Genomic DNA, 18,540 nt, shown 5'->3' on the forward strand with positions numbered 1-18,540 from the left:
GTTTTGGTGTCAAGTGTGACAAGGTAGACAAGGTAGACAAGGGGGACAAGGGAGACAAGGGGGATAAGGAAGAATCACCAATGACAAAATGACAAATGACAAATGACAAATGACAAAATGACAAATGACCAATGACAAATGACCAATGACACAGCTATTAAACGCACTACTGATTGCAGGAACTGACACAAATGCTGGTAAAACTGTTTTGACAACGGCTTTAGCGGCTTATTGGCAAAAATATTGCTCTCACCGCAGTTTGGGAATTATGAAACTTATGCAGTCGGGAGAGGGCGATCGCGAGTGGTATCAAAAAGTGTTTTCTTTGGAGCAATCTCCTGAGGTGATTACACCTTTGTACTTTAAAGCACCTCTTGCTCCCCCCATTGCTGCAGCTAAAGAACATCGAACAGTGGATTTAGCAACTGTGTGGCAAGCTTTTACAGCTTTGCAACAGCGTCGAGAGTTCCTTTTGGTTGAAGGTGTTGGAGGATTGGGTACACCTGTTACTGATGAACTGACGGTAGCTGATTTAGCTGGTGATTGGCGAATACCTACAATATTGGTAGTGCCCGTGAGATTGGGTGCGATCGCGCAAGCAGTTGCAAACGTGGCATTGGCAAAACTTTCACACATCAATCTCAAAGGAATTGTTCTCAACTGCGTTCAACCCCAAACGGAAGCAGAAATTGCTGACTTGACACCTGTAGACTTGATTCAATCGCTGACAAACACACCTGTTTTAGGTTGTTTGCCATATGTAGATAATGTAGATAAGTTGGCGGATCTGGATAAGCTGGCACAGCTAGCATCAGATTTAGATTTAGAGATAATGATGAATTTTCAACTCAAAAAATCTGAACAATGATTTCTACACTCCCAAACTCCACCTCTGTTGATTTATCTCGCGTTCGCTTGTCGATTCGTTCCCTGCAACCCCAACTGGTTGAGTGGCGGCGACATTTACACCAAAAGCCAGAACTGGGTTTTCAAGAAAAACTGACGAATGAGTTCATCGTCCAAAAGTTGCAGGAATGGGGGATCGAGCATCAAACTGGTATTGCTCAAACTGGCATTGTTGCGATTATTGAGGGACAAGGGACTGGGGACAAGGGACTGGGGATCGGGGATAAATCTTCCCAATCGCCAATCCCCAAAGTTCTGGCAATTCGAGCGGATATGGATGCCTTACCCATTCAAGAACTCAATGAAGTGCCATACCGTTCCCAGCATGATGGAATTATGCATGCCTGCGGGCATGATGGGCATACAACCATTGCCTTGGGTACAGCTTATTATCTCCACAAGCATAGAGAATCTTTTGCTGGTACTGTTAAAATGATATTCCAGCCTGCTGAAGAATCACCAGGAGGTGCAAAACCGATGATAGACGCAGGGGTTCTGAAAAACCCTAATGTGGATGCGATTATCGGTTTACACTTGTGGAATAACTTGCCTTTGGGAACTGTGGGGGTTCGGGCTGGTGCATTGATGGCAGCAACAGAAATCTTTCAATGTACTATTTTGGGTAAGGGCGGACATGGTGCTATGCCCCATCAAACCGTAGATTCAGTTGTCGTTGCTGCCCAAATTGTCAATGCCTTACAAACTATAGTTGCTCGCAATGTCAATCCTATTGATTCCGCAGTGGTGACAGTGGGTGAGCTTCATGCTGGAACCAAGTGGAACGTGATAGCTGATACAGCGAAAATGAGTGGCACTGTTAGGTATTTTAATCCGGCATTTGAGGGTTTCTTTAAACAACGTATTGAGCAAATTATTGCGGGTATTTGTCAAAGTCATGGGGCAAGTTATGACTTTGAATACTACCCACATTATCCCCCAACTATTAATGATGCTGGGATGGCGGAATTTGTGCGATCGGTTGCGGAACAAGTTATAGAAACCCCTGCAGGTATTGTCCCAGAATGCCAAACTATGGGCGGCGAAGATATGTCTTTCTTCTTGAGAGAAGTTCCTGGGTGCTATTTCTTCTTGGGTTCTGCAAATCCTGAAAAGGGTTTGGCATATCCCCATCACCATCCCCGGTTTGATTTTGATGAAACTGCATTATTGATGGGAGTGGAAATTTTTGTCCGTTGTGTGGAAAAATTCTTGAGTCTTCCATAAGCAATGGCGAAGAATAGTTCATCGCATTAATCGTGAGGATCTGCAAGATCCCCGACAAGTTCTGCGGATGCTGTTAGCGAATGGTGGGTTTGACCCCCACCTCGCTCCGGTGGCTCCGCCTGAGAATGCTGTCTTTGGAGGCGGAGCCTCCACTATGCCACATTTTTGACTCATTATCGCTCTTTCATCACTATTTTACGCCGGAAGAATTATCAGAAATTAAGCGAGCCAAAATCACCGAGTATGAAATTTATCGATCTGAAACTTCAGCGCTTGTGGTGCAAGAGGACGGGGGAATTCCTGAACAAATAGCTTGAACTGATGTTTAATTGCTTTAACCGCAAACCACAAGCTTTTGTTAGTCCATCAAAAATGATTTTATTGATTTGGGAGTTATCTGTTTCCACAAGCTTAAATAAAAGGTACTTCAATCGCTCTAAAGTCTTTCCGTTTTCTTCATCTTTTTTGCCGTTTAGGAACCATGTACCACTCTCAGGGAAATCTTGCAAAAGGTAGAAGCAATTAGTAAACAAGTTTCTTGTTTGATCTTCTAATGCAAGAGATAGAGGATTGTCCACATATTCTTTGCCGCTATCTTTGTTGTCTTGTTCAATATCTTCTGAAATTTTTTGAATGCCGTTTCTAAAAAACTTTAGGCAACCAAAAAAATCTTTAAATCTGCCATTCTTGATAAGAATGTAAGCTTCTAAAGCTAGTACATTTGCTTCTACCTGTTTTGCATCAACAAGGAATTTCATAAAATGGTACCTCTGATGTCGTCACGATGAAAATATAGCACCCGGTCATCATTCTCTGAATGAGTTTCAGAAGACTTATTATCAAAACATTTTTGTAGTTTTTTCTAAATTTGTCATCAAGGGTATGCAAGATTAAGGAATTGTGTATTAAGCGTCACTAGCAAACTTAAGATTTTTAGATCGAAGCATTAAACTTGGAGAATCTGACAAAGAAAAATTCCCTGCAATGATATTTATAAGTTATAAAGCAGGGTTGGTCTAATAAATCATATGTTATTGTCCCATTTTTTTAGTTTCACTTAGTGACAGTAAATGTCATACGACAATTAGATAGATATTTTATTAAGTTTTTGTGTAAGCACCAATACAGCGCTAGCGTAAATCAAATAAAAAACCAGCAACAAGACTTACATAGGGAAGAGAGTAGTTGCAGGATAAACCTTTTTTCAGAGAATCGGCGATCTGATGCGAAAGTTTGTAATCATAATCACAAGCTAATTTAATTTTCCAGCCTTTCTTTAGACAGACGTTACAAATAATAGCAACTATAGCAGTCTTAAATGATTTACAAACACCTCTTCCTTGTCTTCCTTGTCCTCCTTGTCTTCCTTGTCTCCCTTGTTTGGATCTCAAATAGGATTGCTATATTACTGTTATGTGGGAGCAGTTTGGATGGCCGATTGAGGAGTGTTTGACACAAAAGCGGTAGGGACAGCTATTATTAATTAGGGCAATATGATATTAAACAATTTCTCTCCGCAACGAGACTATTGGCATTATGCCGATGGAACGGTGATGCAGCGAGAGCCAATTGGGAGACGATCTCACTCGCATGGTAGACCGTGAAACTGTTGGAACGCAATTGAGCAATCGGCAAGAAAGTTACAGTTGATTTAAACGAATCGAGGAAATAGACGACGTGCATTGTGATGCTCGATCGCCGCGAGCGCTTCAGCACTCAGATCGCAATTTGTCACTAAATCATTCACTTCGTTGGCAATTAAGTTTTCAGGTAGATAAGGATAATCTGTTCCAAACAGGATTTGGGATGGCTCAACCAGTGTTGTCAGCGATACCCACTTAAGAGGGCATCGCAACGCATAGGGAGCAGTTGAAATCGCCGTGTCGTAATACAATCGCTTCAGGTAAGTAATGGCTCCCTGCGGTGCTTTCTCTTGTAAATGGGGCATCAATTCTGCTGCGACTGCCAATCGTCCTGCAATGTAAGGAACAGTTCCCCCTGAGAATATTGCATGAATTTTTGTAGAGGCGTCTGCGATGATTCCTCAAAGCCTCATATAGTTTTCATTTTTCAGAATCGGCGATCGCTGGTATCATCTGTATCCACGTTTACAATTAAATGTAATACAAATTCATCCATTAGGGACATCTGTTTATAAGAAATCACGTCCCGTTGGCTAGAGGAGTGAGAGCTTTTACTTTTTTAAGATGAGTTGAGAAACATTGGCTTGAAATATTAAGAGTGCGGTCAAACAATAAAGGAATAAAGACTATGTACGACAATAGCGCAGGCGCTGAGGAGTCAGTTCGCGATTGGACAAACTTTTACTTCACTCACCCCTATTTGCAGAAAACAAAGGAGATTCAACTGACAGATCTTAAGCGCTTGTTGCAGAAGTTACTGAGTTGTATACTCATTCTGTTATTGAGCATTGGTATCGTATTGTTCAGTGGTTGGTTAAGCCCTGCTTATGCCTATGAGGGTTTGGCTAGTGTTGGCAGCACTCTTGTTGCCCAGGTTGACCCAGAATCTAATTTTGTGACAGAAGCTGTAGAAAAAGTAGAGTCTGCTGTCGTTCAGGTGAATGTCTCCCGAACTTTGGGAGGGGATGTGCCTGATGTCCTCAAACCGTTTCTAGGTGGTGCGAGGGCAGTTCCGCCTTCTGCACAAATTTTGCGGGGAATTGGCTCCGGTTTTGTGATTGACCCTACAGGTCTGATTTTGACGAATGCACATGTTGTGGATGAAGCAGATACGGTAACCGTTTCCTTTCAAGATGGTCGCATCTTGGCAGGTAAAGTTTTAGGAAAAGACCCAGTGACTGATGTGGCTGTCATTCAGGTACAAGCAGAGAATAATTTACCGACTGTTGTCATAGGTGATTCGGATCGAGTCCGACAGGGACAATGGACAATTGCTATTGGCAACCCCCTCGGTTTACAAGAAACCGTTACGGTTGGTGTGATTAGTGGAACTGAGCGCTCTAGCGTAGATATTGGTATACCAGATAAGCGTGTTGGCTTTATTCAAACTGATGCCGCAATCAATCCAGGCAATTCAGGTGGACCACTGTTAAATGCTTTAGGTGAAGTCATTGGCATCAATACCGCTATCCTGAGGGGAGCACAGGGGCTTGGCTTTGCTATTCCTATCAATACAGCAACAGCAATCGCCCAGCAGCTAATTACTACGGGGAAAGTTGAACATCCTTATATTGGCATCCAAATGGTCACTCTCAACCCGCAAGTCAAGCAGCAAATTAACAACGCTCCCAACAGCAAGATTCAGGTTGAAGACGACCGAGGAATTTTGGTTGTCGAAGTTGGAAGAGGCTCCCCTGCAGCAAAAGCAGGACTGAGACCGGGTGATGTGATTTCAGCAATCAATAACCAACCAGTGACAAAAGCAAACATCGTTCAGCGGCTCTTAGATAAAGTTGGTGTCGGTGGTAATTTGCAAATGGACATTCGGCGAAATGGGCAAATCGTGGCATTAACAGTCGAGCCCGAACAACTTCCCAACATTCAAACTCGGTGAAGATCTCAATTTTGCGTAATACGGGGAAGAACTGGCAAACCTGTCACTCATTGCAAACTCAACGCCTGTTTAATTAGCGACCAGGTATTCTTCATTTCTAAACCTCTAAAATCATTTTGCAAAAAGAGCTATACTTTCGCGGCTATTATACTGTAAACGGCTAACAACTGTTCTTTCTCGAAATGGTTTGGTGCATTTGTAGGGGAGCTCTTGCCTTGCGCCCCTAAGAGTTTTTGACAACTTTTGGAAAGTTAGATTCTAAACTGTTTTTGGTATAAGAGGATAGATCGGTAATAACTGAGCACTATTTACGTTCAAGCGTCTCGCCAACGTCTTTAAGAATCGTGTGCTTAATTGCTTGATTCAAATCCTCAGCAGGGGATGCAGTATCAGGCACAGTCTTCCTGAACTGAGGCTCGGCTTTGTTTGCAGCTTTGTCTGCAAAACGCTCGCTAATGAAAGAGTATGTTTTTAGTATAAGCACATACAAAATTATTAAAAAAAGTAAAAGGGAACAGGGAACGGGGAACGGGGAACACCGGATGAGTATGGTGGGGGCTTTAAACCCCCACCAACGCGCACCACTCATTGAAATGTATTATTTCAATATAGTGGGGGGACTTAGACCCCCGGATTTTACTTAGAAGGGAACCAGGGAACAGTTCGTTCCTCACTGTTAAGAGTTCCCTGTTCCCCGTTGCCTTCTTGTTAAGAATTTTCCTAATATCTGACTTATGGTAGAAGTATTTTATACCTAAGGTAGTAATCGGTTCAATATCTATTAGTTAGGGTGAAATCAGTCAGCCATTTACAAAATAAATGTAAATGTGAAATTGACCTAGAATGAGGGCAATACTATGTTTTCCATTGCAGACTTGGGTTGCAACTGGTGTTCCTTTCTATTTGGATTAGCACCTATGAATGTGGCTCAAGCAGTTGTCATTCCAGAAGAAGCATCTCTGGCTTTTTCGGGACCAAAGTTTTTGGTGGCATTCCTAGCAGGCGTGTTTATGGCATTTGCCTTCCAATTACTATTAACAAACTTTTCTGTAGCTGTAGGAATTTCATCTTTAGGAACTGATTTAGATTTTGGTGATGAATCAGAAAATTTGGGGAGTACTATTCGTAAAGTAGAAACCAAAGTTGGTCTCTGGGCGGTAGTAACTGCAACTATTGCATTGTTTAGTGCTTGTTTTCTAGCAGTGAAACTTAGCTTCATCGAAAGTGGGCTTCTTGGGGCAATTATTGGTGTAGTTATCTGGTCTACTTACTTCTCGATATTAATGTGGCTGGGTTCAAATGCAGTCGGTTCCTTGCTTGGTTCTGTTGTCGGCATTGCTACTTCTGGTTTCCAAGGATTGATGAGTGCAACAGGTACCGCTATTGGTCCTAACGCTGCAAAAAGACAGATGGTTTCTACTGCTGAAGACATTACAGCCGCAGTCCGTCGGGAATTAACATCAGGTTTTGACCCTGACAGTATCCGAAATACACTCCAAAGTTCTTTAAATTCTTTACAATTACCCAAGCTCGATCTCCAAGAAATTCGTTCTCAATTTGACAATCTTCTACGCGAAACTGATTTGCGATCTATCGCTGATAGCGACTTGCTGCAAAATATTAATCGTCAGACTTTTGTCGATTTAGTCAGCAGTCGTACAGATTTTTCTCAAGCAGATATCAATCAAATTGCCGACCAACTTGAAGCAGCTTGGAATCAAGTTGTGAATCGCAAAAATCCAACAGAGCAAGTCATTAATTTGCTTCAAAAAGCCACTCCCGAAGAACTTAAATCAGAAAATTTAGGTGAACGGCTTCAGGAATTGGTTGCAGTCGGAGGAGGTAATGGCACGCAAAGTAACGGTGTGATAAAGCAAGTCCTTCAATATGGTTTAACTGCTGCTATGCCAGCAGTCCTAAACAGGGTAGACCTCTCTGAAATTGATGTGGACAAAATCAGCCATCAACTGCAAGGGTTGAAAGATAAAGTTCAGGATGTAGATGTTGAGAAAATTACTTCACAATTGAAACATCTTCGAGATAAGGCTACTGAACAAATAGCTGAAAGATTGCCAGGATTACCCCATAACACAATTCAGTCAGATGTAGAACACTATATACTGAATTCTTTTCCTTGGCATTTCAACCGCATTACTATTAAAGATGAATTCAAAGAAGTCATCTACGATCCAAATGCAGATCCCAGAACAGTCAGACGTGAGTTAGAACAACTTAACCAAGAGTCTTTTGCTAACTTACTGACAAGGCGGAATGATATCAGTGAAGCGAGAGTCAAGGAAATTGCCGAACAACTCGAAAGTATTCGCCAGGAAGTTTTAGAAATTGTGCAGCAGGCGGAAACACGTGAAAAATCGCAAGACTTCCGCACGCGCATTGAAACTTATTTGCGTTCTACTGGTAAAGAAGAACTGAATCCTGAAGGTCTTGAACGGGAGTTGACAAAGTTATTAGAAGATCCAGAAGCGGGTTTTGATGAATTAAGTCAGCGCTTTTCTCAATTTGACCGCGATACCTTGGTGCAGTTGCTTCAGCAACGCCAAGATATCAGTGAAGAGGAGGCTAATAATATTGTTAGTCAACTCGAACATATCCGCGATAATATCTTGAATCGTGCCGGAGAATTGCAAGAACAAGCAAGAGCCAAAGCTGATGAACTGCGGCAAAGAGTCGAAGACTATCTACGGAATACTCGTAAGGACGAACTAAATCCTGAAGGTATTAAGCGCGATTTGAGAATGCTGTTAGATGACCCTCAAGCAGGAATCTATGCTTTACGAGCAAGGCTCTCTCAGTTCGATCGCGATACGTTAGTCAAATTATTGAGTCAGCGTCAAGATTTGAGTGAGGAGCAAATTAACCAAGTTCTTGACTCTATCACAGCAGTACGAGATAACATCCTGCAAACACCGCAAGAACTAGCTGATAGAGCAAAAGAACAATACGAGCAAACTTCCAAAGCTATTGCAGAGTATCTTCGCAGTACTCATCTTGAGGAACTCAACCCAGAAAGTATCCAGCAAGATTTAGAAAAATTACTGGAAAATCCGAAAGAGGGTACTTTGGCACTGAGAGATCGCCTCTCACAGGTAGATCGAGAAACTTTGGTGAAACTGCTGACTCAACGAGGAGACTTAAGCGAAGAAGAAGTCAATCGCATTATCGACCAGGTACAACAAGCGATTGGTAGTATTGTGAGAGCACCGCGACGCTTGGTAAGCCGTGCTATTACACAAGCTCGGGACTTTGAAGCCAATCTGGAAAACTACCTGCGGAACACTCACAAAGAAGAACTTAACCCAGAAGGTATCAAACGGGATTTGCAACTCTTGCTGCAAGATCCACGCGCCGGAATTGGCACTTTAGGCGATCGCCTCACCAAATTCGACCGTTCTACAATTGTGTCGTTGCTGTCTCAGCGTGAGGATATTTCAGAAGAAGAAGCCAATCAGATTGTAGATCAAATCGAATCTGTACGTCACTCAATTGCCGAACAATATCAGAGGCTTCAGCAAAGGGTACAAGCAGCGATCGACAGGAATTTTGCAAGAATTCGCACCTATCTTAACTCTCTCAATCGACCCGAACTCAACTATGAAGGTATCCAACAAGACTTTGCTAAATTGTTTGACGAACCGCAAGCAGGATTTGAAGCGTTGCGCGATCGCCTCAGTCAGTTCGATCGTGATACTCTAGTCGCCATCCTCAGTTCTCGTGAAGATATTTCCCAGGAGGATGCCGATCGGATTATCAACCGCATTGAAGCGGCAAGAGATAACGTGTTGCACCAAGCCGAACGCATCCAGCAGGAAGTTAACAAACGCCTTGCTGACATCAAAGAGCAAACTAAAAAGCAAGCAATAGAAACTAAAAAAGCTGTTGCAGGCGCTGCTTGGTGGCTATTTAACACGGCTAGTGTTTCTCTAGTTGCTTCAGCAATAGCTGGTGCTTTAGCAGTTAATGGTCTTAACTTATTTGTTGGTTAAAGATTTTGCCATTTCCGTTTGAAAATCTAGCCTCTCTATTGAGAGGCTTTTTTATCGTAGAATTATACAGTAGAACCTAAGCAACTTCCCAACATTCAAACTCGGTGGCCATAGTTCACTTATACCACCAAAGGAGTTTTGTTGTCATAGCTAGTATCAGTTTCTGGTATCATAACTAGAGTTTCTAAAGCAAAGGCAATCTTGTTCGGCGGGAGGACAAGATCTACGCACCCAGTGTCGATGGCGAAACCGGGCATACTGGAGCACTCGCAAGTAGACTCATTTTGAGCAAGTACTACGCCGCCCATTTTTCTAATTTCCTGCACCCCCCTAGCACCATCACAACCCCTGCCGGTGAGGACTACGGCAATTGCTCGCTCTTTAAAACTGACCGCAACTGAAGAGAACAGTAAATCGGCTGAGGGACGCACAAAGTTTACCTGTTCCGCTATGGAGAGTGAGAGGGTACCGTCTGGATTAACTAGCAAGTGCTGGTTAGGGGGAGCAATGTAGACTGTTCCCGAGCGCAACTGGTCTCCCGACGAAGCCTGCTTGACAGCTAGGGACGTGCGACGACCCAGGATTTCGGTCATTAGGCTGGGAGACCAGCGGTGCAGATGCTGCACTACGGTGATGGCTGCCGGAAAGTCCGATGGTAAGGCAGACAGGATCTGGCTTATGGTCTTCAGCCCACCTAAAGACGCTGCCAATGCCACTATATCGTAGGTTGTTTTGGGCAAATGAAATAGAGCGCTGTGTTCTTGTTTGTTAGTCATGTTTGCTTTCATATGCCACGGTTCGCCTTAGCTCGCTAAGGCGAACCGTGGCATACTAACGTGCCTCTGGAAATAAGGATTTATATTATTATGTAAGGTAGCTTACATATATATGTTATCTTATTATGTACGTTAGTTTACATAATTGCTAGGCGCTTTTTGTGTTTTTAAAGCGCTCGACTATAACCCTCCTTGCCCTGTCCGATCTTGCTTTGCCTTTGCCTCGATATTGCCGCCAATCAAGCGGTCGAAATCCTTTTTAAGGATTCCATAACACTCACAGGAACCAGCTTCCAGCCCTTTTCGATCGAGGATTGTCATCTTGCCACGATTGTAGGAAATCAGTTCCGCTTTCTGTAACATAGCAGCAATCACTGAGATCGAGGGGCGGCGCACGCCTAGCATTTTAGAGATAAACTCGTGAGTCATTGGAAACTTGTCTGACCGTACCCGATCGTGAGACATCAGAATCCAACGGCAGAAGCGCTCTTCCATTGAGTGGAAGCGGTTACAGGCAGCCGATTGCGAGATTTGCATCAGCAGTGCTTGCGTGTAGCGCTGGAGCAGACGGTGCAGCGGACCCTGGCGATTCGCCTCCGCTCTAAAGTCTTCCGTCTTCATTTTCATGGCCTCGCCTTCGATTTGCACTATTGCCAGACTGGATACGCTATCGGCATCCAAAAAGACGGGGAGACCGACGATTCCTTCATAGCCCACCATTCCCACTTCAGCTGTGTCACCGTTTTCCATAACGTTGAGCAAAGAAACTACGCCACTATAAGGAAAATAAACGTGCTTGATGCATTGATCTGGTTCAAAGAGGGGCTGGTTGTACTCCAGGACGACTTTTTCCATTTTGGGCAACAGACGTTCGTACTCCTGCTGAGGCAGAGCAGCCAGAATCCGGTTTTTAACTCCTTTGATGTAAGCATTTTCACTCATAACAGCAGCAACCTTCTGATTTACCTCATTTCTTGTGTAGAATAACGACCATCTGAAAACACTTTTCCTGCCCATTCAAGACTCGCAAACGTGAATTTTCTGGGCTGCAATAGCGCAGTCCGCCGATAGCTCTTTGAGAATTGCTTGATAACTTTAAAAAGCCTGCAATGACTGGCTGCTAAGGGGTTAGCACTACAATAAAGGTTTTTTCATTACGGAGGTTATGAAATCTATTGTTTAAAACCTCATCCTTATGTCATCGATCTTACATAATGATTTGCTCTGGTTCCTCTGCTTTTGGAACAAGCTTATGTTAAAGCTGCCTGTAATAACAAATACAAAAAACTTGGAGTGAGGTGGTTAGGAAATTTGTATTCTCGTTTTTCTAATTTTTTGTTTGTTGTTTTCACAAGCAGTTAGGCAATTAGCCATTTTCTACAGATATACCCCAAGAGTTGGAAAAAGTCTGGATACCGTTCGTATTTAATAACACATCCCAACTTTACAAAAAAAAGGGAACTCTTAACAGAAAGTTCTCGGTTAAGAATTCCCTCTGAAAATAATTCCTTCAACAGATAGGGTATTTGCAGCTTACAAGTTAGTATTTCAGAGGACAGGAGACACAAAGCATAGCTGCACTCCGCAGTATGCCTCGTGCCTTTCTTTGTAAGGGACTTCCATTAGTCAGTTAAAGAATATCGTTCCTCTACAAGAGCCTTCGCGACTATATTTACAAAACTCAGGCCCCCTGACCCAGGTTTTGCATGAGTCCCCCATCAACAAATAGAGTCGTACCATGAATATAGCGCCCATCCTTGGATGCTAGAAACACAGCAGTGTGAGCAATTTCTTGTGGTTCGGCAGCTCGTTTCATCGGGATGGACTGCACTTGCTTTTTCCAAACTTCCGGGTCGTCCTTTGCTGATTGATTAAAAGGTGTTAAAACCATTCCTGGAGCAATATTATTCACATTGATCTGTTTCTCTGCAAGTTCCAAGGCAAGAGTTCTCGTCAAATTGCGAAGCCCTCCTTTGGCAACATCGTAATCTGCTGCTCCTGCACGAGGAATCTCTTGATGAACGCTAGTGATGTTAATAATTACGCCGCGCTTATCAGAACCTTCTAATCCCCGGATGAACTGCTGGCAACAGAAAAAGGGTCCATAAACGTTAGTCTTGATTGCTCGATCCCAACGCTCGTAAGATATATCCTTAACAGGTACACCAGCCGAGTCAATACTTGCGTTATTTACGAGAATCGTAGGTGTTCCTAGCTTGTCTTGAACTTCTTTGAACAAATGCTCTACATTCTCCAGTTTGCTTTGGTCAAGTTGAACAACTAGCGCCTTCTGACCTGCTTCTTCAACGAGTTGCTGAGTATGTTCGGCACCTTGGCGATCTTCAAGATAAGTCACAGCAACGTCTGCACCCTCTCGTGCAAAGGCGATGGCAGTTGCTTGACCAATTCCTGAATCTGAGCCTGTAACGATAGCAATTTCATTCGCAAGTTTTTTGTTATTCATGATGAAAAACCTAGAGTCACAATGAAGTTTTGATGTAAATTTAATGAAAATCAATTGAGGGTTGGAGAAATAGCACGATCGCCCCCACAACCACGAACGATAATGTTACCCATAATAAAACGAGATTCAGTCTCATATTGTTTTCTCACCTGATTAACGTGTTTATTGAAAGGTGCCTAGGTTATTAAAAATGCATTAGCGAGTGCCAGAAACAGAGGGCGCTAGGCGCGAGAATAGCTCCAGCCAACAAGTGTGTCAATTAGAACATCGGCACAGTGGTTGCCATAATTCAGTTTTTCCTTGACTTTACAAGCTTATATTATGCCTTCACCATCGCCATTTGCCGACAAGACTCTGCACAACGACGGCACATTTCAACACAGGCTTGCATCTGAGCATCATCTGCAAAACGCTGGCAGTCCATTGCACATATATCGCATACTTCTGCACAGACACCACACGTCCGCATATGTAATGCCGAGCCTCGCAGCATAAAGTTGGCACTAGTCTGACAGATTTCGGCACAATCTAGCATCAGGGCAATGTGAGCTGCCGCTGCGTGTTGTCCTCCTTCCTGAAGGCAGTAGGTGATGGTATTTAAGCAGGTGCTATGACAATCCAGGCAAGCTTGGATACACAGTTGCATCTGTGGATTTACTTGGTGCAGTTGAGTTTGGGTCATAGTATTTATCTCCCAATGATGCTACCTTAGCTTAGGGAGATAGTCAGTTCATCATCTCTAGCGCAAGGGGGTTTTTGACAATCATCTACCTCTGTTGAAGGGATTGGAAAATGCTTAATTTACACTTGTATTTTATTTTACATCTCAACTTTACACAAATTCTTTCAATAGATAGACCAGCTTGATAATTTTCATGCTTCATAAGTTAGAGGAAAAGACAACTTAAGATTTCTAGGATGAAATCGCCGTTCTTCCAATAAAGCAGCAAGTAACAACGGCGTATCTTGGCGTAAATTCGTTACATTTTTTTAATTTTCTTAAGAAATCATTCTAATTAAATTAGATAGTTGTCTAATTTAAATGACCGAGAAAGCAACAGTATATGCAGAAGCAAGGTGTTTCACTGGCAGAGGCAGCAAGGCGTTTAGGCGTGAGTCAGAGTACTTTATATGTGGCTGTGCAAAAAGGACAAATTTCTTCTTTTAGAAGAAATAGGAGAACTGTAATTTCTACGGGAGCCTTAAGAGACTATCAAGTCAGGCAACGCTCTATGTCTGATTACAGACTCTAGCGCTAAAAGAGTTGAAAGTAGAGAGTTGGCTACGAAATGCCATGCAACGACTAAAAACGCGCAAACTTTTTCACAAATGGCGATTAAAGCAGAAGTACGAAGGCAGAGGGCAGCTATGCTATTAGGTGGGAAAAAATTGCGATCGTGCGTGCTTGAATTATAGACAAGATTGAGTAATCGTACATAAAAACTGTCTAAGGCTCGAATTGCCATAAAGTTGGTTCCCATTCCATTGAAATTGCACCATCCATTCTCAAAATGATGTGGCACGAGCGACATCACGCTAACCCAGCATTAGAGTGGTTGCGATCGTGCTTACTCAGTGTCTGCAAGTATCTTTAGATCTGTTTATGCGAACGTAATGTTTGAGTACTGAGGCTAAAAAGTTCCAAGCAGTGGTAACACTTTTTTCTTCAACAACTCCACTCCTGTTGGAGTCATATCATGTCCGTTAGCATAACCATAATAAAAATTTCTTCATTTCTTAGCGCCCTTGCGACGGCAGGCGCTTCAACTGGTGGTAACCAGAGCAACGCGCTGCCTCGTCTTTGCGTGAGTTTTATTTAGGGTATATAAGCGGACATGATATCACTGGCTTCACCTCATACTGGAGGCATAACCTAAAAGCTTGACTCAAAGCTTGTATGTGTTTTGTAATACATCTTTTCTAACCAACAACTCATAGCTAGATAAAGTTTTGTATCGGAGTAAATACTTGGAAACTTTGATGAGAACGATTGACTGCGATTGACTCCGAGATACTCCAAGTTTCCGCTATCTAGTAGAACGTCGCACTTCTTCCACTTGACCAACTTCAAAGATTAAGGTAAAGGGTTGTCCCATCTCACGCTCAATAAATTCTTCTAACAACTGTACTTGTCGAGGAGTGACTGGGTTTTTAGCTCGCACGCTCAGACGTACCTGGGGGGGATTGGTTAGCCAGTTAGTATTACTGCCAAGCAACTGCAATCGCTGAAATGTAACAGTTTTATTCAATAGCGCTCGTCGAACGCTACTTTCTAATTGTGCTTGTCGCACAAGACGGGCAAAGCTCACACCCAGGGGAACCACCAGAACTGCAGTCAAAGCTAAAGCCCACATCAGGGGTTTTCTTGCCTGTACGAACGAAGTGTAACCTGCTACTAGAAAGGTTACCATACAAGATAAAGCTATGCCCAAGAGGTTGGTAAGATAGAGCAACGTAGCTCCCAAACTGAGAGACCAGTTAGCCTGCGCTATTCCCAACCCAATTACGCAAACTGGTGGCATCAGGGCAACGGCAATGGCTGTTCCCGCCAAACTACCAGAAATTTTTGGTTGAACCTTCGCGTAGCCACTAATACTGCCAGCTGCCACAGCTATACCTAAATCTAACAGTGTTGGTTCAGAACGTGCTAGTATCTCGCTACCATAACTGGGCATCCGGACAATCCAACCCAAACAACAGGCAAGAACCATTGCTATCAGTGTTCCCACTACAACGGCGATCGCTCCTTTGCGGAATAGTATAACGTTACCTTGCAAAGCACCAAAGGCTAGCCCCCGGATTGGTAGCATCAGAGGAGCAATAATCATCGCCCCAATGATGACGGCAACACTGTTGGCTAGTAAACCAAAGGTGGCAATGGCACAGGAACTCACTATCAAAGTTAGGTAAGACAAATCTAAAGTTGATTCCTCTAACAATGACCGTTGTAGCTGTTCAAGTTGGACAGGCTCAACTTCTTTCTGTTTCCAATCTCTGAAACGGTCTCGAATGTTATTTGCCAAGATGTTTTTCTCCAAATGCAGAATTTGCTGTCAGGTCACTCTTATAGATAAATTTAGATGATTAACCTCTACAACATATAATTTGGATGATGACAGCCTCACCTGTAGTTAATATTATCTGAACTGAAAAAGAACGATAAGCGAAGCTTAACGGCTACAAGCCGTATCGCAAACAGTAGTTTTTCCTCAAATCTCCCTATGATAACTGACTCTACAATGGGCGAAGAAGTGTTAAGAACAAATTTAACGCAGTTTCTTTTAGTACTTGCGGTTTCTTTGAGCGTGGCAACGTTACCGCAAATCTTTAGCTGGTTTCGTCAAATACCTTACACCTTACTGCTAGTGATTGTAGGGTTGGGATTGGCTTTTGCCGATATCCGGCTGGTGAATCTTTCCCCTGAATTGATTTTGTTAATTTTTCTACCGCCTTTATTGTTTGAAGCAGCATGGAATTTAAAATGGTCAGACTTAAAGCGGGATTTGCTACCCATTTGTTTGTATGCAGTCCTTGGAGTAGTCATTTCAATTGTGGGGGTGGCAATAGGTTTAAATCAATTCGCTGGACTCTCATTAAGTACTGCTCTACTCATCGGTGCCAGTCTCTCTGCTACCGATCCAGTATCAGTGACTGCTTTATTTCGAGAATTGGGTGTTCCCAACCGACTGACAACACTCATGGAAGGGGAAAGCTTGTTCAATGATGGTATGGCGGTGGTTGCTTTTACTTTTTTGGTGGGACTCCCTTTAGGAAATGCAGAATTGGGACTTCAACCTATTTTGGTACAGCTGTTTGCAGTTGTCGGCATTGGTGTAGCAGTGGGAGGATTAATTGGTTTTGGTATTTCTTATGTGACTCAACGCTTTGATTTACCACTAGTGGAACAATCTCTAACCTTGGTTGCTGCTTACGGAACTTACCTGATTGTTGAAGATTTGGGTGGATCTGGGGTCATTGGAGTTGTCACCACAGGCTTAATTTTGGGCAACTTTGGCTCTCGCATTGGTATGAATCCGCGTACACGGTTAATTGTTTCCGAATTTTGGGAGTTTATAGCGTTTTTTGTCAACTCGATTGTCTTCCTCTTAATTGGGGATCAGGTGCGGTATGCGAGTCTGGAGGAGAACATAACTATTATTGGCGTGACATTGGGAGCAATGATGTTGATGCGGGCAATTGCAATCTTGTTGCTTAGCAAGTTGAGCAATATTTTACAAGCATCAAAAATTCCCTTACCAGAGCAGACTGTTCTATGGTGGGGTGGCTTGCGCGGTTCTGTCTCCATTGCTTTGGCATTGAGTGTACCCACGCTCGTGCAAGAGCGAGAAAAAATTATTGCTACAGTTTTTGGAGTCGTGTTGTTTACTCTGCTATTCCAAGGTCTAACGACTAAACCTTTGTTGCAAAAATTAAATCTTTTGGGAGATTTACCTTTGCGTCAGCACTATGTGGAGTTAATCTCCCGTCAGACTGCTCTTAATCGCGTACTCCAGTATCTAGCTCAAGTTAATGACCGACCGGGAATTGAACCGGAGTTTTACCGCTATCAAGAAACTTTGGTTAAAGAAGAAATTAAGCACTTGGAAGCAGAAATTGACTCTTTACACAATGAATACCCCAATTTACAAAGCTTCACTAACGAGCAACTAAAAATGGAACTGTTAGCGGTAGAAGCAAACACGTATGCTGAATTTGTGCGTTCGGGTTGGTTAAATCGCGAACTTTCACCGTTTCTCCATGAGGCTCATGATACTCAACAACCGCCAATTGAGAACTGATGTTCCTGCATCATGTTAAATCTCTCCCCAGAAAAAATTTAGGGGATTTATTTATATTAAAATTCTTCAAAACTGTCTTGATGGAAAAATCATGAGAAACGTTTCATGATTTTTCCATTATTGTTTCACGTCATAATATTATAATTCTCGTTTCTGATACAGAAAATGGTGATTTTATCTGCTGGCAAGTCAGGTTTTAAAAAAATTAAGAAAAAATAAATTACTCCAATACAATGAATTTCTGTCATAATCAGGTTAGAAAATAATGATGCTCTAACCCCACTAGCGAGTACTAGTGGGTTTACTTTTTGTCTGCGTCAAAAACATTTGAATCCATTTTTAGCTTGCTCAACAGGATTTTCTGGATTAAATCGAATTTCAGGAAGCGTCAACCAAGGATCTATATTGATAGCGATCGCGAAAACACCTTGATTATTAACCTCAGCTATAAGTTTCTCTGTAATATAACCCTTACCAGAGCCATCAATCCCACTAACTGCAACTAACAAACTGTTATCTTGTTGAACTTCTAAGCGTTTGTTTAAAATCTTAGTTGCCAAGTTATGGAGAAGGACAGTATTCTCATGTTCGTTATCCATGATTATTCCTTGATAATTAACTGTCATGGTCGTTTCCTCCCAGATTCATAGGTAAGCGATCCCTCAACAGCCATTGCATCTTACTGGCTTGGGAGTGACGATAGCGGCAGCTGGTTGTATTATGCAAACTTACTGAAACTCACTTTTAACTTAAGCTTTAACCTAATTATTGATTGAATAATTAGTTAAAAAATTATAAATATCTAAGAAATTGCATCTATAAACCTGATA

General features: G+C 42.6%; 14 protein-coding genes. 6 read left to right on the forward strand and 8 right to left on the reverse strand.

Annotated elements, in window-relative coordinates; translation table 11 throughout:
• Positions 1-145 precede the first annotated feature (145 nt).
• Both bioD and F7734_RS32995 read left to right on the forward strand, forming a co-directional pair.
• Complete coding sequence (gene bioD / locus F7734_RS32990; protein ID WP_155748767.1) at positions 146-868, forward strand: dethiobiotin synthase; 723 nt, start codon at positions 146-148, stop codon at positions 866-868.
• On the forward strand, positions 865-2,130 hold the full coding sequence (locus F7734_RS32995) for a M20 family metallopeptidase (RefSeq protein ID WP_155748768.1): 1,266 nt from the start codon (positions 865-867) through the stop codon (positions 2,128-2,130). Before bioD ends, F7734_RS32995 begins: the two co-directional genes overlap by 4 nt.
• Before the next feature lie 266 nt (positions 2,131-2,396).
• On the opposite strand, the gene F7734_RS33000 is transcribed toward F7734_RS32995, so the two are convergent.
• Together F7734_RS33000 and F7734_RS33010 are read right to left on the reverse strand one after the other, a co-directional pair.
• Entirely contained in the window at positions 2,397-2,888 is a 492-nt protein-coding gene (locus tag F7734_RS33000; RefSeq protein WP_155748769.1) for a hypothetical protein, read from the reverse strand.
• Between the two features lie 893 nt (positions 2,889-3,781).
• On the reverse strand, positions 3,782-4,099 hold the full coding sequence (locus F7734_RS33010) for an amidohydrolase family protein (protein WP_155748771.1): 318 nt from the start codon (positions 4,097-4,099) through the stop codon (positions 3,782-3,784).
• Positions 4,100-4,401: 302 nt separating this feature from the next.
• Here F7734_RS33010 and F7734_RS33015 point away from each other — a divergent pair, with 302 nt between their 5' ends.
• Entirely contained in the window at positions 4,402-5,667 is a 1,266-nt protein-coding gene (locus F7734_RS33015; RefSeq protein WP_155748772.1) for an HhoA/HhoB/HtrA family serine endopeptidase, read from the forward strand.
• Positions 5,668-6,524: 857 nt separating this feature from the next.
• Complete coding sequence (locus F7734_RS33020) at positions 6,525-9,671, forward strand: MFS transporter (RefSeq protein WP_155748773.1); 3,147 nt, start codon at positions 6,525-6,527, stop codon at positions 9,669-9,671.
• A gap of 119 nt (positions 9,672-9,790) precedes the next feature.
• On the opposite strand, the gene F7734_RS33025 is transcribed toward F7734_RS33020, so the two are convergent.
• From F7734_RS33025 to F7734_RS33040, 4 genes are all read right to left on the reverse strand, one after another.
• A complete protein-coding gene (locus F7734_RS33025; protein WP_155748774.1) occupies positions 9,791-10,447 on the reverse strand; it encodes a chemotaxis protein CheB in 657 nt (218 codons plus the stop codon).
• 180 nt (positions 10,448-10,627) lie between these two features.
• Complete coding sequence (locus tag F7734_RS33030) at positions 10,628-11,389, reverse strand: Crp/Fnr family transcriptional regulator (protein WP_155748775.1); 762 nt, start codon at positions 11,387-11,389, stop codon at positions 10,628-10,630.
• Positions 11,390-12,128: 739 nt separating this feature from the next.
• On the reverse strand, positions 12,129-12,911 hold the full coding sequence (locus F7734_RS33035; RefSeq protein ID WP_155748776.1) for an SDR family oxidoreductase: 783 nt from the start codon (positions 12,909-12,911) through the stop codon (positions 12,129-12,131).
• Positions 12,912-13,230: 319 nt separating this feature from the next.
• Positions 13,231-13,593: a four-helix bundle copper-binding protein gene (locus F7734_RS33040; protein ID WP_155748777.1), complete on the reverse strand. Its 363-nt coding sequence runs from the start codon at positions 13,591-13,593 to the stop codon at positions 13,231-13,233.
• A 382-nt stretch (positions 13,594-13,975) separates the two neighbouring features.
• Between F7734_RS33040 and F7734_RS33045 the strand changes: the two genes are divergently transcribed.
• Positions 13,976-14,164 carry a helix-turn-helix domain-containing protein gene (locus F7734_RS33045; protein ID WP_155748778.1) on the forward strand — a complete coding sequence of 63 codons (189 nt, stop codon included), beginning with the start codon at positions 13,976-13,978 and terminating at the stop codon, positions 14,162-14,164.
• Positions 14,165-14,938: 774 nt separating this feature from the next.
• On the opposite strand, the gene F7734_RS33050 is transcribed toward F7734_RS33045, so the two are convergent.
• On the reverse strand, positions 14,939-15,934 hold the full coding sequence (locus F7734_RS33050; RefSeq protein ID WP_155748779.1) for a DUF389 domain-containing protein: 996 nt from the start codon (positions 15,932-15,934) through the stop codon (positions 14,939-14,941).
• A gap of 198 nt (positions 15,935-16,132) precedes the next feature.
• Here F7734_RS33050 and F7734_RS33055 point away from each other — a divergent pair, with 198 nt between their 5' ends.
• Positions 16,133-17,710 (forward strand): sodium:proton antiporter, encoded by a 1,578-nt coding sequence (locus tag F7734_RS33055; RefSeq protein ID WP_155748780.1) that lies wholly within the window; start codon positions 16,133-16,135, stop codon positions 17,708-17,710.
• A 317-nt stretch (positions 17,711-18,027) separates the two neighbouring features.
• On the opposite strand, the gene F7734_RS33060 is transcribed toward F7734_RS33055, so the two are convergent.
• Positions 18,028-18,336: a hypothetical protein gene (locus F7734_RS33060; protein ID WP_155748781.1), complete on the reverse strand. Its 309-nt coding sequence runs from the start codon at positions 18,334-18,336 to the stop codon at positions 18,028-18,030.
• Between the last annotated feature and the right edge of the window lie 204 nt (positions 18,337-18,540).

The sequence above is a fragment of the Scytonema sp. UIC 10036 genome, assembly GCF_009725235.1.